Annotated in this window: 10 protein-coding genes and 1 pseudogene; 7 read left to right on the forward strand and 4 right to left on the reverse strand. The window is 75.5% G+C overall.

Annotated features, from left to right (window positions below):
• Positions 1–103: 103 nt before the first annotated feature.
• Together E1289_RS20400 and E1289_RS20405 are read left to right on the forward strand one after the other, a co-directional pair.
• On the forward strand, positions 104–1054 hold the full coding sequence (locus E1289_RS20400; protein WP_131982478.1) for a DMT family transporter: 951 nt from the start codon (positions 104–106) through the stop codon (positions 1052–1054).
• Between the two features lie 79 nt (positions 1055–1133).
• Positions 1134–1454 (forward strand): co-chaperone GroES, encoded by a 321-nt coding sequence (locus E1289_RS20405; protein ID WP_131982480.1) that lies wholly within the window; start codon positions 1134–1136, stop codon positions 1452–1454.
• A gap of 43 nt (positions 1455–1497) precedes the next feature.
• Here the strand turns inward: E1289_RS20405 and E1289_RS40160 are convergent, their stop codons facing one another.
• Both E1289_RS40160 and E1289_RS20415 read right to left on the reverse strand, forming a co-directional pair.
• The gene (locus E1289_RS40160) at positions 1498–4521 is read right to left on the reverse strand and encodes an SMC family ATPase (RefSeq protein WP_131982482.1); all 3024 of its coding nucleotides are present in this window, start codon (positions 4519–4521) and stop codon (positions 1498–1500) included.
• Positions 4518–5645 (reverse strand): exonuclease SbcCD subunit D, encoded by a 1128-nt coding sequence (locus E1289_RS20415; protein ID WP_131982484.1) that lies wholly within the window; start codon positions 5643–5645, stop codon positions 4518–4520. Before E1289_RS20415 ends, E1289_RS40160 begins: the two co-directional genes overlap by 4 nt.
• A 117-nt stretch (positions 5646–5762) precedes the next feature.
• Here E1289_RS20415 and E1289_RS20420 point away from each other — a divergent pair, with 117 nt between their 5' ends.
• The 4 genes from E1289_RS20420 to E1289_RS20435 all read left to right on the forward strand — a co-directional run bounded on the left by E1289_RS20420 (position 5763) and on the right by E1289_RS20435 (position 11810).
• A complete protein-coding gene (locus E1289_RS20420; protein ID WP_165970556.1) occupies positions 5763–6449 on the forward strand; it encodes a dihydrofolate reductase family protein in 687 nt (228 codons plus the stop codon).
• Positions 6442–6876: a dCMP deaminase gene (locus E1289_RS20425; protein WP_131982486.1), complete on the forward strand. Its 435-nt coding sequence runs from the start codon at positions 6442–6444 to the stop codon at positions 6874–6876. Before E1289_RS20420 ends, E1289_RS20425 begins: the two co-directional genes overlap by 8 nt.
• Before the next feature lie 115 nt (positions 6877–6991).
• Positions 6992–8428 (forward strand): aldehyde dehydrogenase, encoded by a 1437-nt coding sequence (locus tag E1289_RS20430; RefSeq protein WP_131982487.1) that lies wholly within the window; start codon positions 6992–6994, stop codon positions 8426–8428.
• Positions 8429–8474: 46 nt separating this feature from the next.
• Positions 8475–11810, forward strand: a complete 3336-nt coding sequence (locus E1289_RS20435; RefSeq protein ID WP_131982489.1) for a hypothetical protein — start codon at positions 8475–8477, stop codon at positions 11808–11810.
• A gap of 74 nt (positions 11811–11884) precedes the next feature.
• On the opposite strand, the gene E1289_RS20440 is transcribed toward E1289_RS20435, so the two are convergent.
• Entirely contained in the window at positions 11885–13237 is a 1353-nt protein-coding gene (locus tag E1289_RS20440; RefSeq protein ID WP_131982491.1) for an MFS transporter, read from the reverse strand.
• The gene (locus tag E1289_RS39685; protein ID WP_131982493.1) at positions 13234–15492 is read right to left on the reverse strand and encodes an SDR family NAD(P)-dependent oxidoreductase; all 2259 of its coding nucleotides are present in this window, start codon (positions 15490–15492) and stop codon (positions 13234–13236) included. Before E1289_RS39685 ends, E1289_RS20440 begins: the two co-directional genes overlap by 4 nt.
• 120 nt (positions 15493–15612) lie before the next feature.
• Here E1289_RS39685 and E1289_RS20450 point away from each other — a divergent pair.
• Positions 15613–16196, forward strand: a pseudogene (locus E1289_RS20450) (PucR family transcriptional regulator); the annotation flags it as partial.

Raw genomic sequence — 16196 nt, forward strand, 5'->3', positions numbered from 1 at the left:
CGATTCGATTACGGCGCGCGAACGACTCCGTCCTCCTGCCCCCCACCCCACCGCCATCCAAAGGACGAGCCTCGCTCGACCGCGCCGAGAGGTCCCTCTCCCGATGGGTCACGACCTGGGTTACGCCGCCCTCGCCTTGATCGCCACGACCATCTACTACATCGCGTTCCTGGTCTTCCGGATCTCCGCCCGCCGCATGGAGCCGCTGCGCGGCAGCCGCCCGTTCCGCGTCGCGCGGCTCATGCTCACCGACCCGATCTGGCTGGGCGGCGGGCTCCTGCTCTTCCTCGGCCTCGGGTACGAGGTCGTCGCGTTCTCCCGGGTGCCGCTCCCCGTCGTGCAGCCGATCTTCGCGGCCGGCCTGGTGCTCCTCGTCTTCTTCGCGGTGCGCTTCCTCGGCGAGCGGCTGAGCGGGCGGGAGTGGACCAGCGTCGCGCTGTTCGTCGTCGCCACGATCCTGATCGGGCTCTCGGCCACGTCCGGGGGCGAGGTGCGGGCCGAGCACACGCTGGTGGGAACGCTCGTCAGCCCGTGGACGATGATCGCGATCTGCGCCCCGGCCATCGTCATCGCCGCGCTCGTGTGGCTCGTCGGGGACCGGCGCACCGGCGGCCGGCACGCCCGCAAGCTCGCCGGGGTCGCCTACGGCGTCGGCGCCGGCGCCTGCGCCGGGCTCGCCGAGGCCGGCATCCGCGGCATCTCGATCGTGTACATGGACACCGGGAGCGTCCGGGCCGTGCTGGAGTCCGCCTACCCGTACCTGACGATCGGGGCCGCCGCGATCGCGCTCGGGCAGCTGCAGGTCGCCCTGCAGCGCTGCCGCATCGCAATCATCGCGGTGGTGCTGACCGTCATCGGCCGGACGTACCTGATCCTCAGCAGCACCGTCCTGTTCGGCGAGGACTGGCCGCGGGAGACCGGGCCGTTCATGCTGCGGACCGGCGGCTTCGCGCTGGCGCTGGTCGCGCTGGTCATGTTCCCCAGGCACGAGAACCCGGACCCGCCCGAGCCGCCGCCCGCCGGGGGCGACCGGTACATGCGCGCCGTCGGCTGAACGGGACGTTCCGGGTGGCCGGAGATCATCGCGGGCTCGTGGAACGTGCTGCCCCGGGTCGGCGGATAAACTCCCCAGCGTGTCCGATCCTAAGTTCGAAGTCCAGATGCTCCACGACCGCGTCATGATCAAGACCGAGAAGGACGGCGGTGAGCGCCGCAGCACCGGCGGGATCGTCATCCCGGCGACGGTCGAGCAGGCCAACCGCCTGGTCTGGGGTGAGGTCTGCGGGGTCGGCCACCACGTGCGCGTCGTCAAGCCCGGCGACCGGGTGTTGTACCACCCGGGCGACCAGTTCGAGGTCGAGATCCAGGGCGAGAACTACCTCGTCATGCGCGAGCGGGACCTGCACGCCATCGCCAGCGAGCGTCCCGAGCACGGCACCGGCCTCTACCTGTGACGTCCCGGACGCCCTGAGCCGCCGCGGCGGGCCGGGCGGCCCGTCAGACGGTGATCATGGCGGTGGAGCCGGCGCGGTCCTTGGTGACCCGCAGCTGCGCGGGGATGCGGGCGCGCAGCTCGGCGACGTGGCTGACGACGCCGACGGCGCGGCCGCCGTCGCGCAGGCCGTCGAGGACGTCCATGACCTCGTCGAGCGTCTCCTCGTCGAGGGTGCCGAAGCCCTCGTCGACGAACAGCGTGCCGATCTCGGTGCCGCCCGCCTCGGCGGTGACGACGTCGGCGAGGCCGAGCGCCAGCGACAGCGAGGTGATGAACGACTCGCCGCCCGACAGTGTCACCGGGTCGCGTTCGAGGCCCGTCCAGGCGTCGGCGATCCGCAGCCCGAGACCGCCCGCGCCCCGGGTGCGGTCGCCCGCCGCCTTCCCGGTGGTGTGCAGGAGGGCGTAGCGGCCGCCGGACATGCGCGAGAGCCGCTCGTTCGCGGCGTCGACGACCTGCCTCAGGCGGGCGGCCAGCACGTACGCCGACAGCGACATGTCGTGCCGGTTCGCGGGGTGCTTGCCGGACGTCAGGCCCGCGAGCCGCTCGGCGACCTCGTGCCGCTCGGCGGCGGGACGCCACGCGCCGACGGCCTCGCCGAGCTCCGCGCGCAGGTCGGCCAGGCGGTCGCAGCGGTGCCGGGCGCGGTCGGCGGCGCTCACCGCCCCGGTGTGCGCCGCGTCCGCCGCGGCGAGCGCGGCTTCGAGCGCCGGCAGGTCGGGGGCGGGCAGAGCGGCGGCCTCCACCAGCGCGGGATCCGCGAGCAGGTCGCGGACGGCGGCCTCCTCGTCGTCCAGGCGGCGGATCCTGTCACGCAGGTCACCCTCATCCTCGTCGGACATCGCGGCCCCGACGACCTCGTCCGGGGTGCGGAACCCCTCCGCCTCGGCGGCGCCCTTCGCGGTCGCGCGGGCCGCCGCCAGTTCCTCGGCGGCGCGGCCGGACGCGCGCAGCGCCTCGATGGTCTCGGCGAGCGCGTCCGCCTCGCGGCCGAGCCGGACGATGCGCGCTTCGAGCGTCGTGTCCTCGCCGCGCGCCTCGGCCAGCTCGGTCGACAGCCTGGTCTGCTCGGCGGCCAGCTCCCTGTCCCGGGCACGGTTGCCGGTGAGGTCGTGGGAGACCGTCTCGCGCTCCTCACGAGCCTGTTCGAGCTCCCGCCCGGCCTGGTGGAGGGACTCCTCCAAGCGCTCGGCCTCCGCCGCCTGGGCGTTCACGGCCCGCAGCGCCTGTTCCGCCTCTTCGAGTTCCGCGGCGATGACGGCGGCGTCGGTCTCCCCGGCGATCTCCATCTGGTGGTCGCGGTCGGAGCGCAGGGCCTCCACTTCGATTGACGCCCGCTCCCGGACGTCCTGGGCGGCGTCGGCCTCGCCCTGCGCCTGCTCGACCTCGTCCTCGCCCGGGATCTCGGCGGACGGCGTGCCGGGGGCGGGATGCTCGGTCGAGCCGCAGACGCGGCACGGCTCGCCGTCTCGCAGCTCCCCCGCGAGGACGGACGCCATCCCGTCCAGCCGCGCCTGCCGCAGGTCCAGTACCCGCTGCCGGGCCGCCTGTGCCGTGTCGATCGCGGCCCGGTACCGCCCCTCCGCCTCGGCGAGGCGATGCGCCACCTGGTCACGCCGGTGCGCCGCGTCGAGACGGCGCGCCGCCTCCTGGACGGCGGCCTCGGCTCCGGGGCGGCCCGCCGCCGCGATGTTGGCCTCGTCCAGCTCGGCGCGGCGGGCGTCCACAACGGCGGGCAGCTCGGCGAGGGCCGCGGCGATCCGCGCATCCTCGGGCTCCAGCCGGGCCAGCTCGCGCGCCAGTACCGCGCGCTCGTCCTCGATCTGCCGGAGCCTCGCCGCCTTGCCGCGCACGCTCTCCAGGGTCGCGACCTCGTCACGGCGGGCCCGCTCGGCCTTGGTGAGGACGTCCTCCGAGGCGTTGGGCGGCAGGAGGCCCCCGACTCCGCCGCGCGTCTCGTCGGCCCAGCGGCGCGCCCGCCGCGCCTCCGCGTGCCGCGCCTCGACGGCGTCCACCAGCGCGACGACCCGGCCGGCGCGTTCCGCGGCGTAGAGGCGCGACGCCATGCGGGACTTCTCCGCGGCGCGCTCGCCGAGGGCTGCGCGGCGCGCGAGCGCTTCGGCGTGCCGGCGCTGCCGGTCGGCGAGTGCCCTGGCGTCGTCGAAGGCCGTGCGGGCCGCGACGAGTGCCGTTGCGGCCGCTTGCCGCAGCTCGGCGGTGGCGGTGCGGACGTCCGCGTGCCCGGCGGCGAGCTCGGCGGCCCACGCGGGCAGCGCCTCGATCTCCGCGGACGGCTCGGTCGCGGGCTCGGCGCGGCGCGGCGCCGGGACCGCCGGGCGTTCCCCGGGCGGTGAGGCGGCGCCCGTCGTCTCGGCGATGCGGCCGGCGATCGAGGACGCCGCCGCGGCCAGGTCATCGGCCTCCCGCCTCGTGGCCGCACGCCGGTCGGCGAGCCACTTCTCGACCTGGGTGAACACCTCCGTCGCGAAGAGCCGCTCCAGGACCCGGCGGCGCTCGTCGGCCCCGGCCCGCAGGAACCCGGCGAACTCGCCCTGCGGCAGCAGCGCGACCTGGCAGAACTGGACGGCCGTCATCCCGAGCAGCCGGGAGACGAGGTCGCCCGCCTCGTCGAGCCTGGTGGTGAGCCCCACCCACGTGCCGTCTTCGAGCTCCTCCAGGATGACCTTGGCGTGCTCGGCGGTGGTCCCGGTGCCGCGCAGCTTCGGCCGCTCCCACGCCGGCGACCGCGTGATGCGCAGCCGGCGGCCGCGGATCGTCGTCTCCAGGACCACGCCGGGGCCCGTCCCAGGCGCCGCGTGGTCGCTGCGCAGCCCCTTCACGGCGTTGCGCACCCCCGGGACCTGCCCGTACAGCGCGAAGCACACCGCGTCGAGGATGCTGGTCTTGCCGGCGCCCGTGCGGCCCTGGATGAGGAACAGCCCGGCGTCCGACAGCGCGTCGAAGTCGATCTCCTCGGTGCCGGAGAAGGGGCCGAACGCCGTGATGCGCAGCCGGTGCAGCCTCACGCGAGGGCCTCCTTGCGGCGGCACTGCTCGAACGCCTCGTCCAGGAGCGCGCGCTCGGCCGCGGTCGCGGGGCCGTCGGTGACCTCGGCGACGAAGTCGCCCGCGATGTCGGGGGCGGACCGCTCGCGGACGCGATCGGACCAGGTGCGGGCCCCGTCCGTCCCGCCGCCCGCCGGGTCGAAGCCGAGGACGAGCGTGTGCGGGAACCGGCGGCGCAGCCGCTCCATCGCGGCGGACGGGCGGCGCGGGTCGGTGAGCGTGATCTGGAGCCAGTGGTCTTCGACCGCCTCGTGCGAGGCGTCGGTGAGCAGGTCGTCGATGCGTCCCTTGAGGCGGGCCAGGCGGCGCGGGACGGGCGCCTCCACGAACTCCGCCGCGACCTCCCCGTCGCGCAGGTCGACCAGCCAGGAGCCCTTGACGTGGCCGGCCTCGGAGAACGAGTACGCGAGCGGCGAGCCCGAGTAGCGGACGCGGCCGGTGACGGACCAGGCGCCGTGCAGATGGCCGAGCGCCGCGTAGGCGGCGCCCTCGAACACCGACGCCGCCACCTGCGACGACCCGCCGACCGAGATGTCGCGTTCGCTCTCGCTGGCCGCGCCGCCGGTCACGAACGCGTGCGCCAGCACGACCGGCCGCTCCGCGCGGCCCGCGGCGTCCGCCCGGATGCGGCGCATCGCCTCGGTGAGCGCGGCGGCGTGGCTGCGTTCGTCCAGGTCCCAGGGGTGGCGGACGAGTTCGGGCTCCAGGTAGGGGATGCCGTAGACCGCGGCGTCACCGATAAGGACGGGCTCCCCGACCCGGGCGAAGTCGGTGCGGATGTGGACGCCCGCGTCGTCCATCAGCTCCGCCCCGAACCCGAGGCGCCGCGCCGAGTCGTGGTTGCCCGCGATCAGCACCACCCGGGTCAGGGCGGCGAGCCGCCGCAGCGCCTCGTCGCACAGCCGGACGGCGTCGACGGGCGGCAGCGCCCGGTCGTAGACGTCCCCGGAGATCAGCACACAGTCGACCCGCTCCGCCGCGACGGTCGCGACCAGGTGGTCGACGAACGCCGCCTGTGCGGCCAGCAGGTCCTCGCGGTGGAACGATCTGCCGAGATGCCAGTCGGAGGTGTGCAGGAATCGCATGTCGCAGCAACCATAGGCACCCCCTCCGACACATCCCGCGCAGAAACGCCGTGTCACCCCAAACGATCTCCGATGGCCGGGCCGCCCCGGCCGCCGGCGCTCCCGTAGGGTTGCGGGGTGAGTGATCGTCCCTACGTGCTGCTGAGCTGCGCGATGTCCGCAGACGGCTACATCGACGACGCGACCCCGGAGCGGCTGCGGCTGTCCAGCACCGCGGACTTCGACCGGGTCGACGCGGTCCGCGCCGGCTGCGACGCCATCCTCGTCGGCGCCGGGACCGTCCGGGCCGACGACCCCGGGCTGCTGATCCGCTCGGAGGCGCGGCGCGCCAAACGGGTCGCGCGCGGACTGCCGGCACACCTGACCAAGGTGACGCTGACGTGGAGCGGCGACCTCGACCCCGGCGCGCGGTTCTTCACCACCGGGGACGCGCCGAAGCTGGTGTACGCGCCGCCCCCCGCGGCCGGGGAGCTGGCGCCGCGGCTGGACGGCCTCGCCGAGGTCGTCGACGCCGGCGACCCCCTCTCGCTGCCGCGGGTGCTCGGCGACCTCGCCGCGCGGGGCGTCCGGCGGCTCATGGTCGAGGGCGGCGGCGGGGTGCACACGCTGTTCCTGACCGCGGACCTGGTGGACGAGCTGCAGCTCGTGGTCGCGCCGTTCTTCCTCGGCGACCCGTCGGCGCCGCGCTTCGTCCGGTCCGGGGTGTTCCCGCAGTCGCCGGAGCGTCCGATGCGGCTGGCGGAGGTCACCCGCATCGGCGACCTCGCGCTGCTGCGCTACCTGACCGGGAACGCGCGTGGGTGACCCGGACCGGGCCTGGCTGGAGCTGGCGTGCGACCTGGCGAGGCTGTGCCCGCCGTCGGCCACCGCGTTCTCCGTCGGCGCGGTCGTCGTCGGCGCGGACGGCCGGGAGGTCGCGCGGGGCTTCTCCCGCGAGGACGACCCGCACGACCACGCCGAGGAGGCCGCCCTCGCCAAGACGACCGGCGACCTGACCGGCGCGACCGTCTACAGCTCCCTCGAACCGTGCGGGCACCGGGCGTCCCGGCCCCGCCCGTGCGCCGAGCTGATCGTCGCGTCCGGCGCGCGGCGGGTCGTGTTCGCCTGGCGGGAACCGACCCTCTTCACCGAGGGACGGGGCGCGGAGATCCTGACGGCGGCGGGCGTCGCCCTTGCGGAGATCCCCGACCTGGCCCCCCGCGCACGGGAACCCAACACCCACCTGCTCTAGTCGGCCCGGGCAGAACAGACTCCGGGTGAGACGGGAGTCTCATCGGTCTTCCACCGGGCGGGCGGGCATGCGATGCTGTGCCCCAAGCAAGCACTCGGTCAGGAGGCACGGCAGCATGCGTGAGCACGATCGGCTGTTCATCGGCGGCGAGTGGGCCGCCCCGGCCGGCACCGGCACGATCGACGTCATCTCCCCGCACACCGAGGAGGTCCTCGGCAGGGTGCCCGAGGGCACCGAGGCCGACATCGACGCGGCGGTCGCCGCCGCGCGGCGCGCCTTCGACGAGGGCCCCTGGCCCCGGATGACGCCCGCGGAACGCGCCGAGATCGTCGGCAGACTGTCGGCGATCTACGCCGAGCGGCAGCAGGAGATGGCCGACCTCGTCACCGCCGAGATGGGCTCACCGATCATGTTCTCGGTGTTCGGCCAGGCCGCCATCCCGCAGATGGTGCTGCAGTACTACGTGGACCTCGCCGCCACCTACACGTGGGAGGAGGAGCGGCAGGGCATGCTCGGCCCGGTCACCGTGACCCAGGAGCCGGTCGGTGTCGTCGCGGCGATCGTCCCGTGGAACGTCCCGCAGTTCACGCTGATGCTCAAGCTGGCCCCCGCCCTCATCGCCGGCTGCACCGTGGTGGCCAAGCCGTCCCCCGAGACGCCCCTGGACACCTTCCTTCTCGCCGAGTGGATCAAGGAGGCCGGGATCCCGGACGGGGTCGTCAACATCGTCCCCGCGGGCCGCGAGGTCGGCGCGCACCTCGTCGCGCACCCGGACGTCGACAAGGTCTCGTTCACCGGCTCCACCGCCGCCGGACGCAAGATCGGCGCGGTCTGCGGCGAGCAGCTCAAGCGCGTCACCCTGGAACTCGGCGGCAAGTCCGCCGCGATCATCCTGGACGACGCCGACCTGGCCGCCACCATTGAGGGCTTCAAGCTGGCGGCCCTGATGAACAACGGCCAGGCGTGCGCCGCGCAGACCCGCATCCTCGCGTCCCGCCGCCGCTACGACGAGGTGGCCGACGCCCTGGCCACCATGGTCGGCGGCCTCGCCGTCGGCGACCCCGCCGACTACGGCACCGAGATCGGCCCGCTCGTCGCCAAGCGGCAGCAGGAGCGGGTGGAGAACTACATCCGCGTCGGGCAGGACGAGGGCGCCAAGCTGATCACCGGCGGCCTGAACCGCCCGCACGACCGCGGCTGGTACGTCGCCCCGACCGTGTTCGGCGACGTCGCCAACGACATGCGCATCGCCCGCGAGGAGATCTTCGGCCCGGTCCTCGTGCTCATCCCCTACGACGACGAGGCGGACGCCGTCCGCATCGCCAACGACAGCGAGTACGGCCTGGGCGGCTCGGTCTGGACGGCCGACGTCGACCACGGCGTCGAGGTCGCCCGCCGCATCCGCACCGGCAGCTGCGGCGTCAACATGTACACCCTCGACCCGAACACCCCGTTCGGCGGCTACAAGAGCAGCGGCCTGGGCCGCGAACTCGGCCCCGAGGGCCTGCACGCCTACCTGGAGCACAAGTCGATCCCGCACCCCGCGGGCTGATAATCCGGCTGAAAACGGGATCTTCGGTCCGGCAGGATGGCGTGCCATGCACGCCGATGAGCTCCTGTCCGAGATCGAACCGCTGCCGTTCAAGGTCCGCTGCCGCAGGCTGGCGGACCTGCGCGACCGCCACGGCGACCCCGCCCTGGCGGACCTGCTGGACGAGCTGTCCCGGCGCGGCCACTACGAGCGGTCGGTGGCGCTGTTCGTCGCGTCCGCCGTCCGGGACGAGGCGTCCGTGGCGCACCTGGCGCGGGCGATGGGCGACCCGGACGCCGGGCTGGCCTGCCGGGCGATCCGGCTGGCGGTCCGGCACGGCGCCGGGCCCGCGGCGTTCCTCGCCGGGCTGGCGGACGCCTCCGCGGCGGGGCGCGCGGCGCTGTACGACGCCGTCCGCAGGTACCGGCGCGGCGAGCTGGCCGACGCGCTCATCGGGCGGGTGGCGGAGCTGTGGGGCGATCACGAGGCGGCCGCGCTGCTGCCCGCCTGCGGCGCGCACGTCGTGGCCGAGCGCCTCGACGCGCTCGGCCACGCCGTCGGGAACTGGACGTCGCTGGGCCGCGCCCACCCGGACGCCGTGCTCGGCCACGCCGAGCGCGGCCTCGCCGGGCTGCCCGAAGCGGCGTGGAACGCCTGGTGGTTCCGGCACGCGCCCGGGGTCGCGGCCGCGCTGCGCCACGATCCCGGCCGGGTCGTCCGGCTGCTGGAGCGGCACTGCCGGACCCGGCCGCTGCCCGAGGCGCTGCACCCCGCGGCCGGTGCGCTGCTGGACGCCGAGCCGGACCGCATGCTCGCCCTGCTGCTGTCCGACGCGCACCGCGACGACCTGAACCGCCTGCTGTTCCGCAGGTCTTTCCGGGACCGGCTCGCCCGGTTCGGGAACGGCGACGTGGCCGCCGTCGCACGCGCCGTCCGGGAGGATCCGGGCGCGCTGCGGCGGCTGCTGGGGGCGTTCCCGCCGAGCCGCCGGGAGGCGGTGTTCGAGGCGGCGATGCGCGGCGTCGACCGCGGCGCCGCCGAGCTCGGCGAGGACCTCCTGGACGTCCTGCCGCGAGAGCCGCGATACCGGGAGGCCCGGCGCATGATGGGCCTGCGCAGGGTCGCCGAGACGCCGTCGCGGACGTGGGGGGTGGCGGCGTTCCTGCCGTACGAGGAGGCCCTGCCGATCCTCGGCGAGCTGACCCGCAGGCCGGACGCCGGCGAGCGCGCCACCGGCTACGCGCTGCTCATCCGGTGCGCGGGACGCTCCGGCGACCCGGCGGTGCTCGGCGCGGCCCTGGAGTCGCTCGCGCGGCTGCGCAACGAGCAGGACCCCGTCCGGCTCAGCGCGCTGTCCGCGCTGGCGTCCGTCCCGGAGGGCCTGCTGCGCGCCGGGCACGCGGCGGTGATCGGGCGGCTCGCGGACGACGCGCTGAACGCCCGCGACACGTCCTACCAGACCCGGCACCATATCGGCCGGATCGCCGCGGCGCTGTGCCGCCAGGGCGCCGTGCACGACGACGCGGACCTGCTCGTCTCCGGCCTGGAGCTGGTGGACCGGCTCACCGGCAGCACGGGAGCGCTCGCCCTCGGCCGCCTCGACCGGGTGCTGCGGCGCGGGCAGGAGCACCGGCTCGCCGCCACGCTGGCACCGCACCTGGCGGCGGGCGCCCGCCGCGACGACCACCGGCTCGCACTGCTGACCGCCGGGGCGCTGCGCCGCCGCGCGCATCACGTACCGGTACTGCAGGACGCCCTGGAGGCGGCCCTCGACGCACGCGACGACGGCGTCCTCACCCGGGCGATCACGCTGTGGCTCGCCGCGCCCGGGACCCGCGCCGAACGCGCCGGGCGGGTCGTGGCCCGCGACCCGTCGGCGGTCGCCGTCCCGGCGGTCCTCTCGGCCATCGCCCGCGAGCGCACCGACCTCCTGCACCTCGTCCTCACCGGAGGCACCCCGGCCGGACGCTTCCGGCGGCCCGACGTCACCTACGTGCCGCGCATCGACCCGGCCTGGGCGGACCGCTGGACGGCCCGGCAGCGCGACGCCTACCGCGCCCTGCTCGAACGGGTGGCGGCGGACGGGGAGGCGCCCGCGACCGACCGGGCCGCGGCCGTCTCGGCCCTGGCGCGGATCCCCGGGACGGAGGCGTCCCGGCTGCGCCCCCACTTCGAATCCGGCGACCCGTACATCCGGCGCATCGCGCTCACCGCCCTCCCGTGGACCCGCTCCCCGCAGGAGGTCCTGCCCGAGCTGCTCGCCCGCGCCGAGTCGGACGACGCCCACGTCGCCGTCTACGCCGCGGCCCGCGCGGCCCGGTTCATCCCGCCGTCGGCGCTGTCGGCGATGCTCCGGCCGGTGCTGGCCGACGGCAGGATCACCGCGCGGAAGGAGGCCGCGCGGATCCTGCTCCGCAACCGGGTGCCGGACGCCATGGACGTCCTCGCGGCCGCCTGGGACGACCCCGGCCAGCACCGGGACGTGCGGGCCGCGATCGCCTCCGCCGTCCGCGCCCGCCTGGACGAGCCGGTCGCGCAGCGGATCCTGGCCGAGGCCGCGGAGGGTCCGCGCGACCTCGCCCGGCAGGTGCTCGGCGCCCCGCCCGTGGACGTCGAGGAACGGTTCCGGAGCCGCTACGCCGCGCTGGTGCTGCGCGTCGCGCGCTCCACCGACCCGGAGGCCCGCGCCGCGGCGCTGCCCGCCGTCGCCACCTGGGCGCCGTGGGCACCGGAGGCGCCCGCCCTGCTCGCCGGCCTCGTCACCGACCTGGGCGAGACCCGCGCGTGGCGGGACGCGCTGCACGCCCTCGTCCGCTGCGCCACGACCGGCGCCGGCGCCGCCGAACTCGGCGCGGCCGCCGCCGCGCTGGCCGCCGCCCCGGCCGTGCCCGACGCCGAGCCCGAACGCGACCTGCCGGCCTTCCAGCGGCTGCTCGCACTGGCCGACGCCGTGCGGGACGCCGCCGCCCGGCACCGGACGCTCGGGGAGCGCGCCGTCCAGGCGGTGGCGGGCCGCCTTCCCGAGCCGGTCGCGGCCGGGCTGGCCGCCGCCACCCTCCGCTGGGACGGGCCCGGGGCCGCCGGCGCGATCGACGCGCTGGCCGGAAGGTGCGCGGGACTCGGCGTCCTGGCCGTCCTGGACATCGCGGACGCCCTCGCCACCGGCCCGTCCGAGTACACCGAACGGGCCCGGCCCGCCCCCGAGGAGGCGCACCCCCACGCGGCCCGGCTCGCCGCCCGCGGCGACCTCGCCGGCGGCCTGTTCGCCTGCGCGCTCACCGAGCGGCACGGCCCCCGCGCGGGCTGGTCCGGGGACTGGCGCGACCTCCTGCGCGGCCTGCGCGCCCATGCCGAGCCCGACGTCGTGTACCAGGCGCGGAGGATCCACACCGCGGACGAGTGACCGCTCAGCGGGCGGCGCTCAGCGGGCGGCGGTCAACGGGCGGCGGTCAGCAGGCGGCGGTCAGCGGGCGGCGGTCAGCGGGCGGCGACGCGGTCGAGGGCGAAGCGGCGCTGGAAGGCGACCGCGACCGCCATCAGCGCGGCGGGCACCACCGTGACGCCGATGAGCAGCGCCAGCATGGCGGAGTCCGACTGCGCGATGGCCCGCCCCTCGGTCGTGGAGACGAAGCCGCCCGCGGCGAGCACCGCCGAGTACACGTAGGGGCCGATGGCGGTGCCGGTCGCCTCCGTCGCCGTCCACACGCCGGTGTAGGCGCCCGCGCGGGCCGTCCCGCGGGACTCGGCGGCGGCCACGATGTCGGGGATCAGGGAGAACGCGAAGAGCTGGAGGCCGGCGAACGCGGAGCCCAGGACGACGATCACCGCGAGCGTCGGCAGCACCCCCATCGCCTCCCCCGGCCACAGGGCGAGCGACCCGGCGACGAAGACGCCCTGGCAGAACAGCAGGCAGCGCTGCTTGCCGGCGCGCTCCGACACCTTCTTCCAGATGGGCCCGGCGATCGCCGCGGGGACGAGGAACGACCCCATGAACACCGCGGTCAGCCGCTCGTCGTCGAACGTGTACTCGGTGTAGAACGGCACGGCCGCGAGGAAGATGTGCGTGGTGATGCCGGTGAACAGGTACGACAGCGTCAGGGCGCGGAAGTCGCGGTCCCGCCACGTGATGCGGAGATCGTCGATGACGGAGTGCGCGTGGTCCCCGTCCGGAATCCGGAAACCGGAGTGGTCGGCGAGCCGCCGGATGAACACGATCGCGAGGACGCCGGTGAGCACGAGGGCCCCGGCGAGCAGGACCGACATGCGGGCGTAGTCGTCGCGTCCGCCCGAGGCGACCAGCGCCGGGGCGGCGACGCCCGCGCCGAGCAGGCCGACCGTCAGCAGCAGCATCCGGTACATGAACACGCGGGTGCGCTCGTGGTACCCGATCTTCAGGTCGGACGGCGTCGTCAGGTAGGGCACCTGGAAGCACGCGTACAGGACGTTGCCGAGGATGTAGAAGCCGCCCACCCACAGCGCCGCCGACCAGCCGGAGAACCCGGCCGGCACCGAGAACAGCCCGATCCAGGCGATCGCCAGCAGCAGCCCCCAGCGCAGCATGCGGCGCCGGTGCCCGTCGCGGCGCGCCTGCCGGTCCGACACCGACCCGAACCACGGATGCACCACCGCGTCGAGGACCTTCGGCAGCAGCAGGGTGAGGCCGGCCAGGAACGGCGACACGCCGAGCGTGTGCGTCATGAAGTAGAGCAGCAGCAGCCCCGGGACGGTGACCCAGACGCCCATACCGAGCGAGCCGGCGGAGTAGCCGACGAGGTCGCGGGCGCGGGGCCGCGTCGCCGAGCCCGGCTGCGCCTTCTCCGTGGTGCTCATGCTCGGCCAGTGTGGCGGCGGACGGCACCGGCCGCCAGTTCGGCCCCCTTGAACGCCCCGGAGCGAACCCGGTCGGCGAACGTCCGCGCGACGATCCGGTCGGTCAGCGCCGGCACATGCCTGGCCAGGAAGAACTCGACGGCGCCGCGGCGGGTCGTCGGCACGTCCCGGCGGGGGCGGCGCGACAGGGCGGCGCGCAGCACCGCGTCCACCACGCCGTCGAGGGGTTCGTAGCGGCTCATGCCCTCAAGGGAGAGCCCCGCCGCCGCGGTCGAGTCATGGATCGGGCTCCGCACGGCCGAAGGGTACACGCATGTCACGCTCACGTGGGTTCCCAGTTCCATGCGAAGAGCGTCCGCATATGCGACGAGCGCTCGTTTGGACGCGCCGTAGGCGGCGGCCAGGGGGAGCTGCATGACGGCCATCCGCGAGGACAGCATGACGACGCGTCCGCGCGACTCGACGAGGGCGTCCACGCACGCGGCGGTCACCCGCCAGGTGCCGAGGAGGTTGACGTCGAGCTGGCGGCGCACCTCTTCGCCGGGCGGCAGCTCGGCCGGGGCGGGGCCGCCGATCCCGGCGTTGTTGATGAGCACGTCGAGCCCGCCCAGCCGCTCGATCGCCGCGGCCACGGCCGCCGGGACGGCCGCGTCGTCGGTGAGGTCGCAGGCGATGACCTCGACGGGGTCGCCGGGGCGCGGCGCCGCGTCCAGCCCGACGACGTGGGCGCCGAGTCCCGCCAGCCGGGCGCCGATCGCCCTGCCGAACGTCCCCGACGCGCCGGTGACGATGACCCGCAGGCCGCGCGGGTCACGGTCCCCCGCCGTCCGCCCGCCCGAGGGCCGGGCGCCCGGCCGGTGCCGGGCACCGCGCACGCCTCCCCGGTCCGCATCTCCCCGGTCCGCATCGCTCATGTGGGTGCTCTCCTCACGGTCCGGCGGGGTGAAGGGGCGGGCGCCGCGGGCGAGCCTGTCCCGGCCGGCCCGCGCCTCCCGAGGCAGGTCGGCGACGTACCGGTCGAAGTCGACGCGCATCATGGGGCGCCGGTCGCCCCAGCGGGCCGTCGCGGCGCGCAGGTCCCGGGCGACGGCGCGCCGCCGCTCCGCCGCGGGCGGCAGCGCGTACCCGCCGGAGAAGTACGCCGCGGCCAGCTTCGCCTGGGCCTCCACGATGGGCAGTGCCGCGCCCGTGGACTGCATCAGGCCGACGAACGCCAGGCTCGGCTCGTCCAGGTGGAAGACGCGCTTGTACAGCGGCAGCCGCTCCGGGTCGTCCCCCACCAGCGCGGACGGCAGGAACGGCAGGCCGGCCCGGTAGCCGGTGGCCCAGACGATCACGTCCACGGGGTCGGCGGTGCCGTCGGCGAACACGACCTTCTCCCCGTCCAGGCGTTCGATGCCGGGCCGCGCCTCGACCTCGCCGTGGGTCAGCCGGTGCAGGATCGTGTCGCTGATCGTGGGGTGGTTCTGGAAGAGGCCGCCGGATGGAGCGGGCAGCCCGTAGTCCTGCGGGTCGCCCACCGCCAGCCGCAGCATCGTCTCGGCGACGCGCTGGCGCAGCCGCCACGGCAGCACGGCGAGGGCGCCGCCCGTCGCGTCCGCCGGCCGTCCGAACAGGTACTTCGGGACGATGTGGACGCCGCGCCGCGCGGACAGCAGGACGGGGCCGTGCGCCACGTGGGAGGCGTCCACGGCGATGTCCATGGCCGAGTTCCCCATGCCCACGACGAGCACCCGCCGGTCGCGGAAGACGCCGGGGGTCCGGTAGTCGTGGGCGTGGATCTGCATCCCGGTGAACGTGCCCGGGTAGGCGGGGTCGGGCCAGCGGGGGTCCCAGTTGTGCCCGTTGGCGACGACGACCGCGTCGAAGCGGCCGGCGTCCCCGTCCCCGGTCGTCACGATCCACCCGGGGCCGTCCCGTTCGACGGAGGCGACCTCGCTGTGGAACCGGATGTGCGGGACGACGCCGAACCGCTCCGCGTAGCCGGCGAGGTACTCCGCCACCAGGTCGGCGGACGGGTAGTCCGGCCATGACCGCGGCATCGGGAGGTCGGCGAACTCCGTGCGCCCCTTGCTGGTGTTGGTGTGCAGGGACGCGTAAGCGGGCGACAGGCCACTGGCGTTGTCCCGCGCCCACAATCCGCCGGGACGGTCGCCCTTCTCGTAGAGCACGACCTCCACGCCCGCGTCGAGCATCGCCTTGCCGGCGGCAAGGCCGGCCGCCCCGGCACCGATGACGGCGACACGGCAGGTCATGCGCTACTCCCCGAAGGTCATTTGTGGTGGGGTCCAACCTTATGCGGGGGCGACCACACACAGACATGGACGGAGCCACGCGTTTGGCGGTCCTCCTTGTGGTCCACCACAATCGGTTTCGTGAACGCTGACACCGACTGGACCCCGGTGATCGACCTCATCGAGCGGGTCACCGCAGAGAAGGACCTGCTGCCGTCCGTCGTCGCCGGAGTGTCGTCGATGGTCCGGGAGGTGTCGGTGCTGCCGCCCGCCGACATCGCCGGGCACACCCGCGCGCTGCTCGCCGCCGCGACCCGCGCGATCGCGGCCCGGCGCGGGCCCACCGAGGCGGAGCTGTCGTTCGTGGCCGAGCTCGGCGTCACCCGGGCACGGCAGGGCGTGCCCATCGAGGCGGTGCTGAGCGCCATCCACGTCGCCGAGCGCGCCATCTGGGCCAGGGCGCGGGAGGTGGCCGCCGCCGAGGGCGTCGGCGCGGGGCTGGTCCTCGACGCACGGGAGCTGTACGACGACTGGGCGGAGGCCGTCCGGGCCAGGCTGATCAAGGCGCACCGCGAGGCGCAGGCGGACGGGGAGCCGGGACCGGGCGAGCGCGACGCAGCCGCCCTGCGCCGCCTCCTGGACGGCGGTTCCGCCGCCGCCCTGGCCGCCGCCGAAGCGGGCCTCCCGCCCGGCGCGCCCCTGTGGGTCCTGGTGACCCGCCCCAC

The organism is Actinomadura sp. 6K520 (assembly GCF_004349245.1).
In the GTDB taxonomy this organism is placed as follows: Bacteria; Actinomycetota; Actinomycetes; order Streptosporangiales; family Streptosporangiaceae; genus Spirillospora.

Bases quoted from the DNA above. Each gene is read 5' to 3' on its own strand.
- E1289_RS20400 (WP_131982478.1), top strand. From the start codon at position 104: ATGGGTCACGACCTGGGTTACGCCGCCCTCGCCTTGATCGCCACGACC.
- E1289_RS20415 (WP_131982484.1), bottom strand. From the start codon at position 5,645: ATGCGATTCCTGCACACCTCCGACTGGCATCTCGGCAGATCGTTCCAC.
- E1289_RS20430 (WP_131982487.1), top strand. From the start codon at position 6,992: ATGCGTGAGCACGATCGGCTGTTCATCGGCGGCGAGTGGGCCGCCCCG.
- E1289_RS20435 (WP_131982489.1), top strand. From the start codon at position 8,475: ATGCACGCCGATGAGCTCCTGTCCGAGATCGAACCGCTGCCGTTCAAG.
- E1289_RS20440 (WP_131982491.1), bottom strand. From the start codon at position 13,237: ATGAGCACCACGGAGAAGGCGCAGCCGGGCTCGGCGACGCGGCCCCGC.
- E1289_RS39685 (WP_131982493.1), bottom strand. From the start codon at position 15,492: ATGACCTGCCGTGTCGCCGTCATCGGTGCCGGGGCGGCCGGCCTTGCC.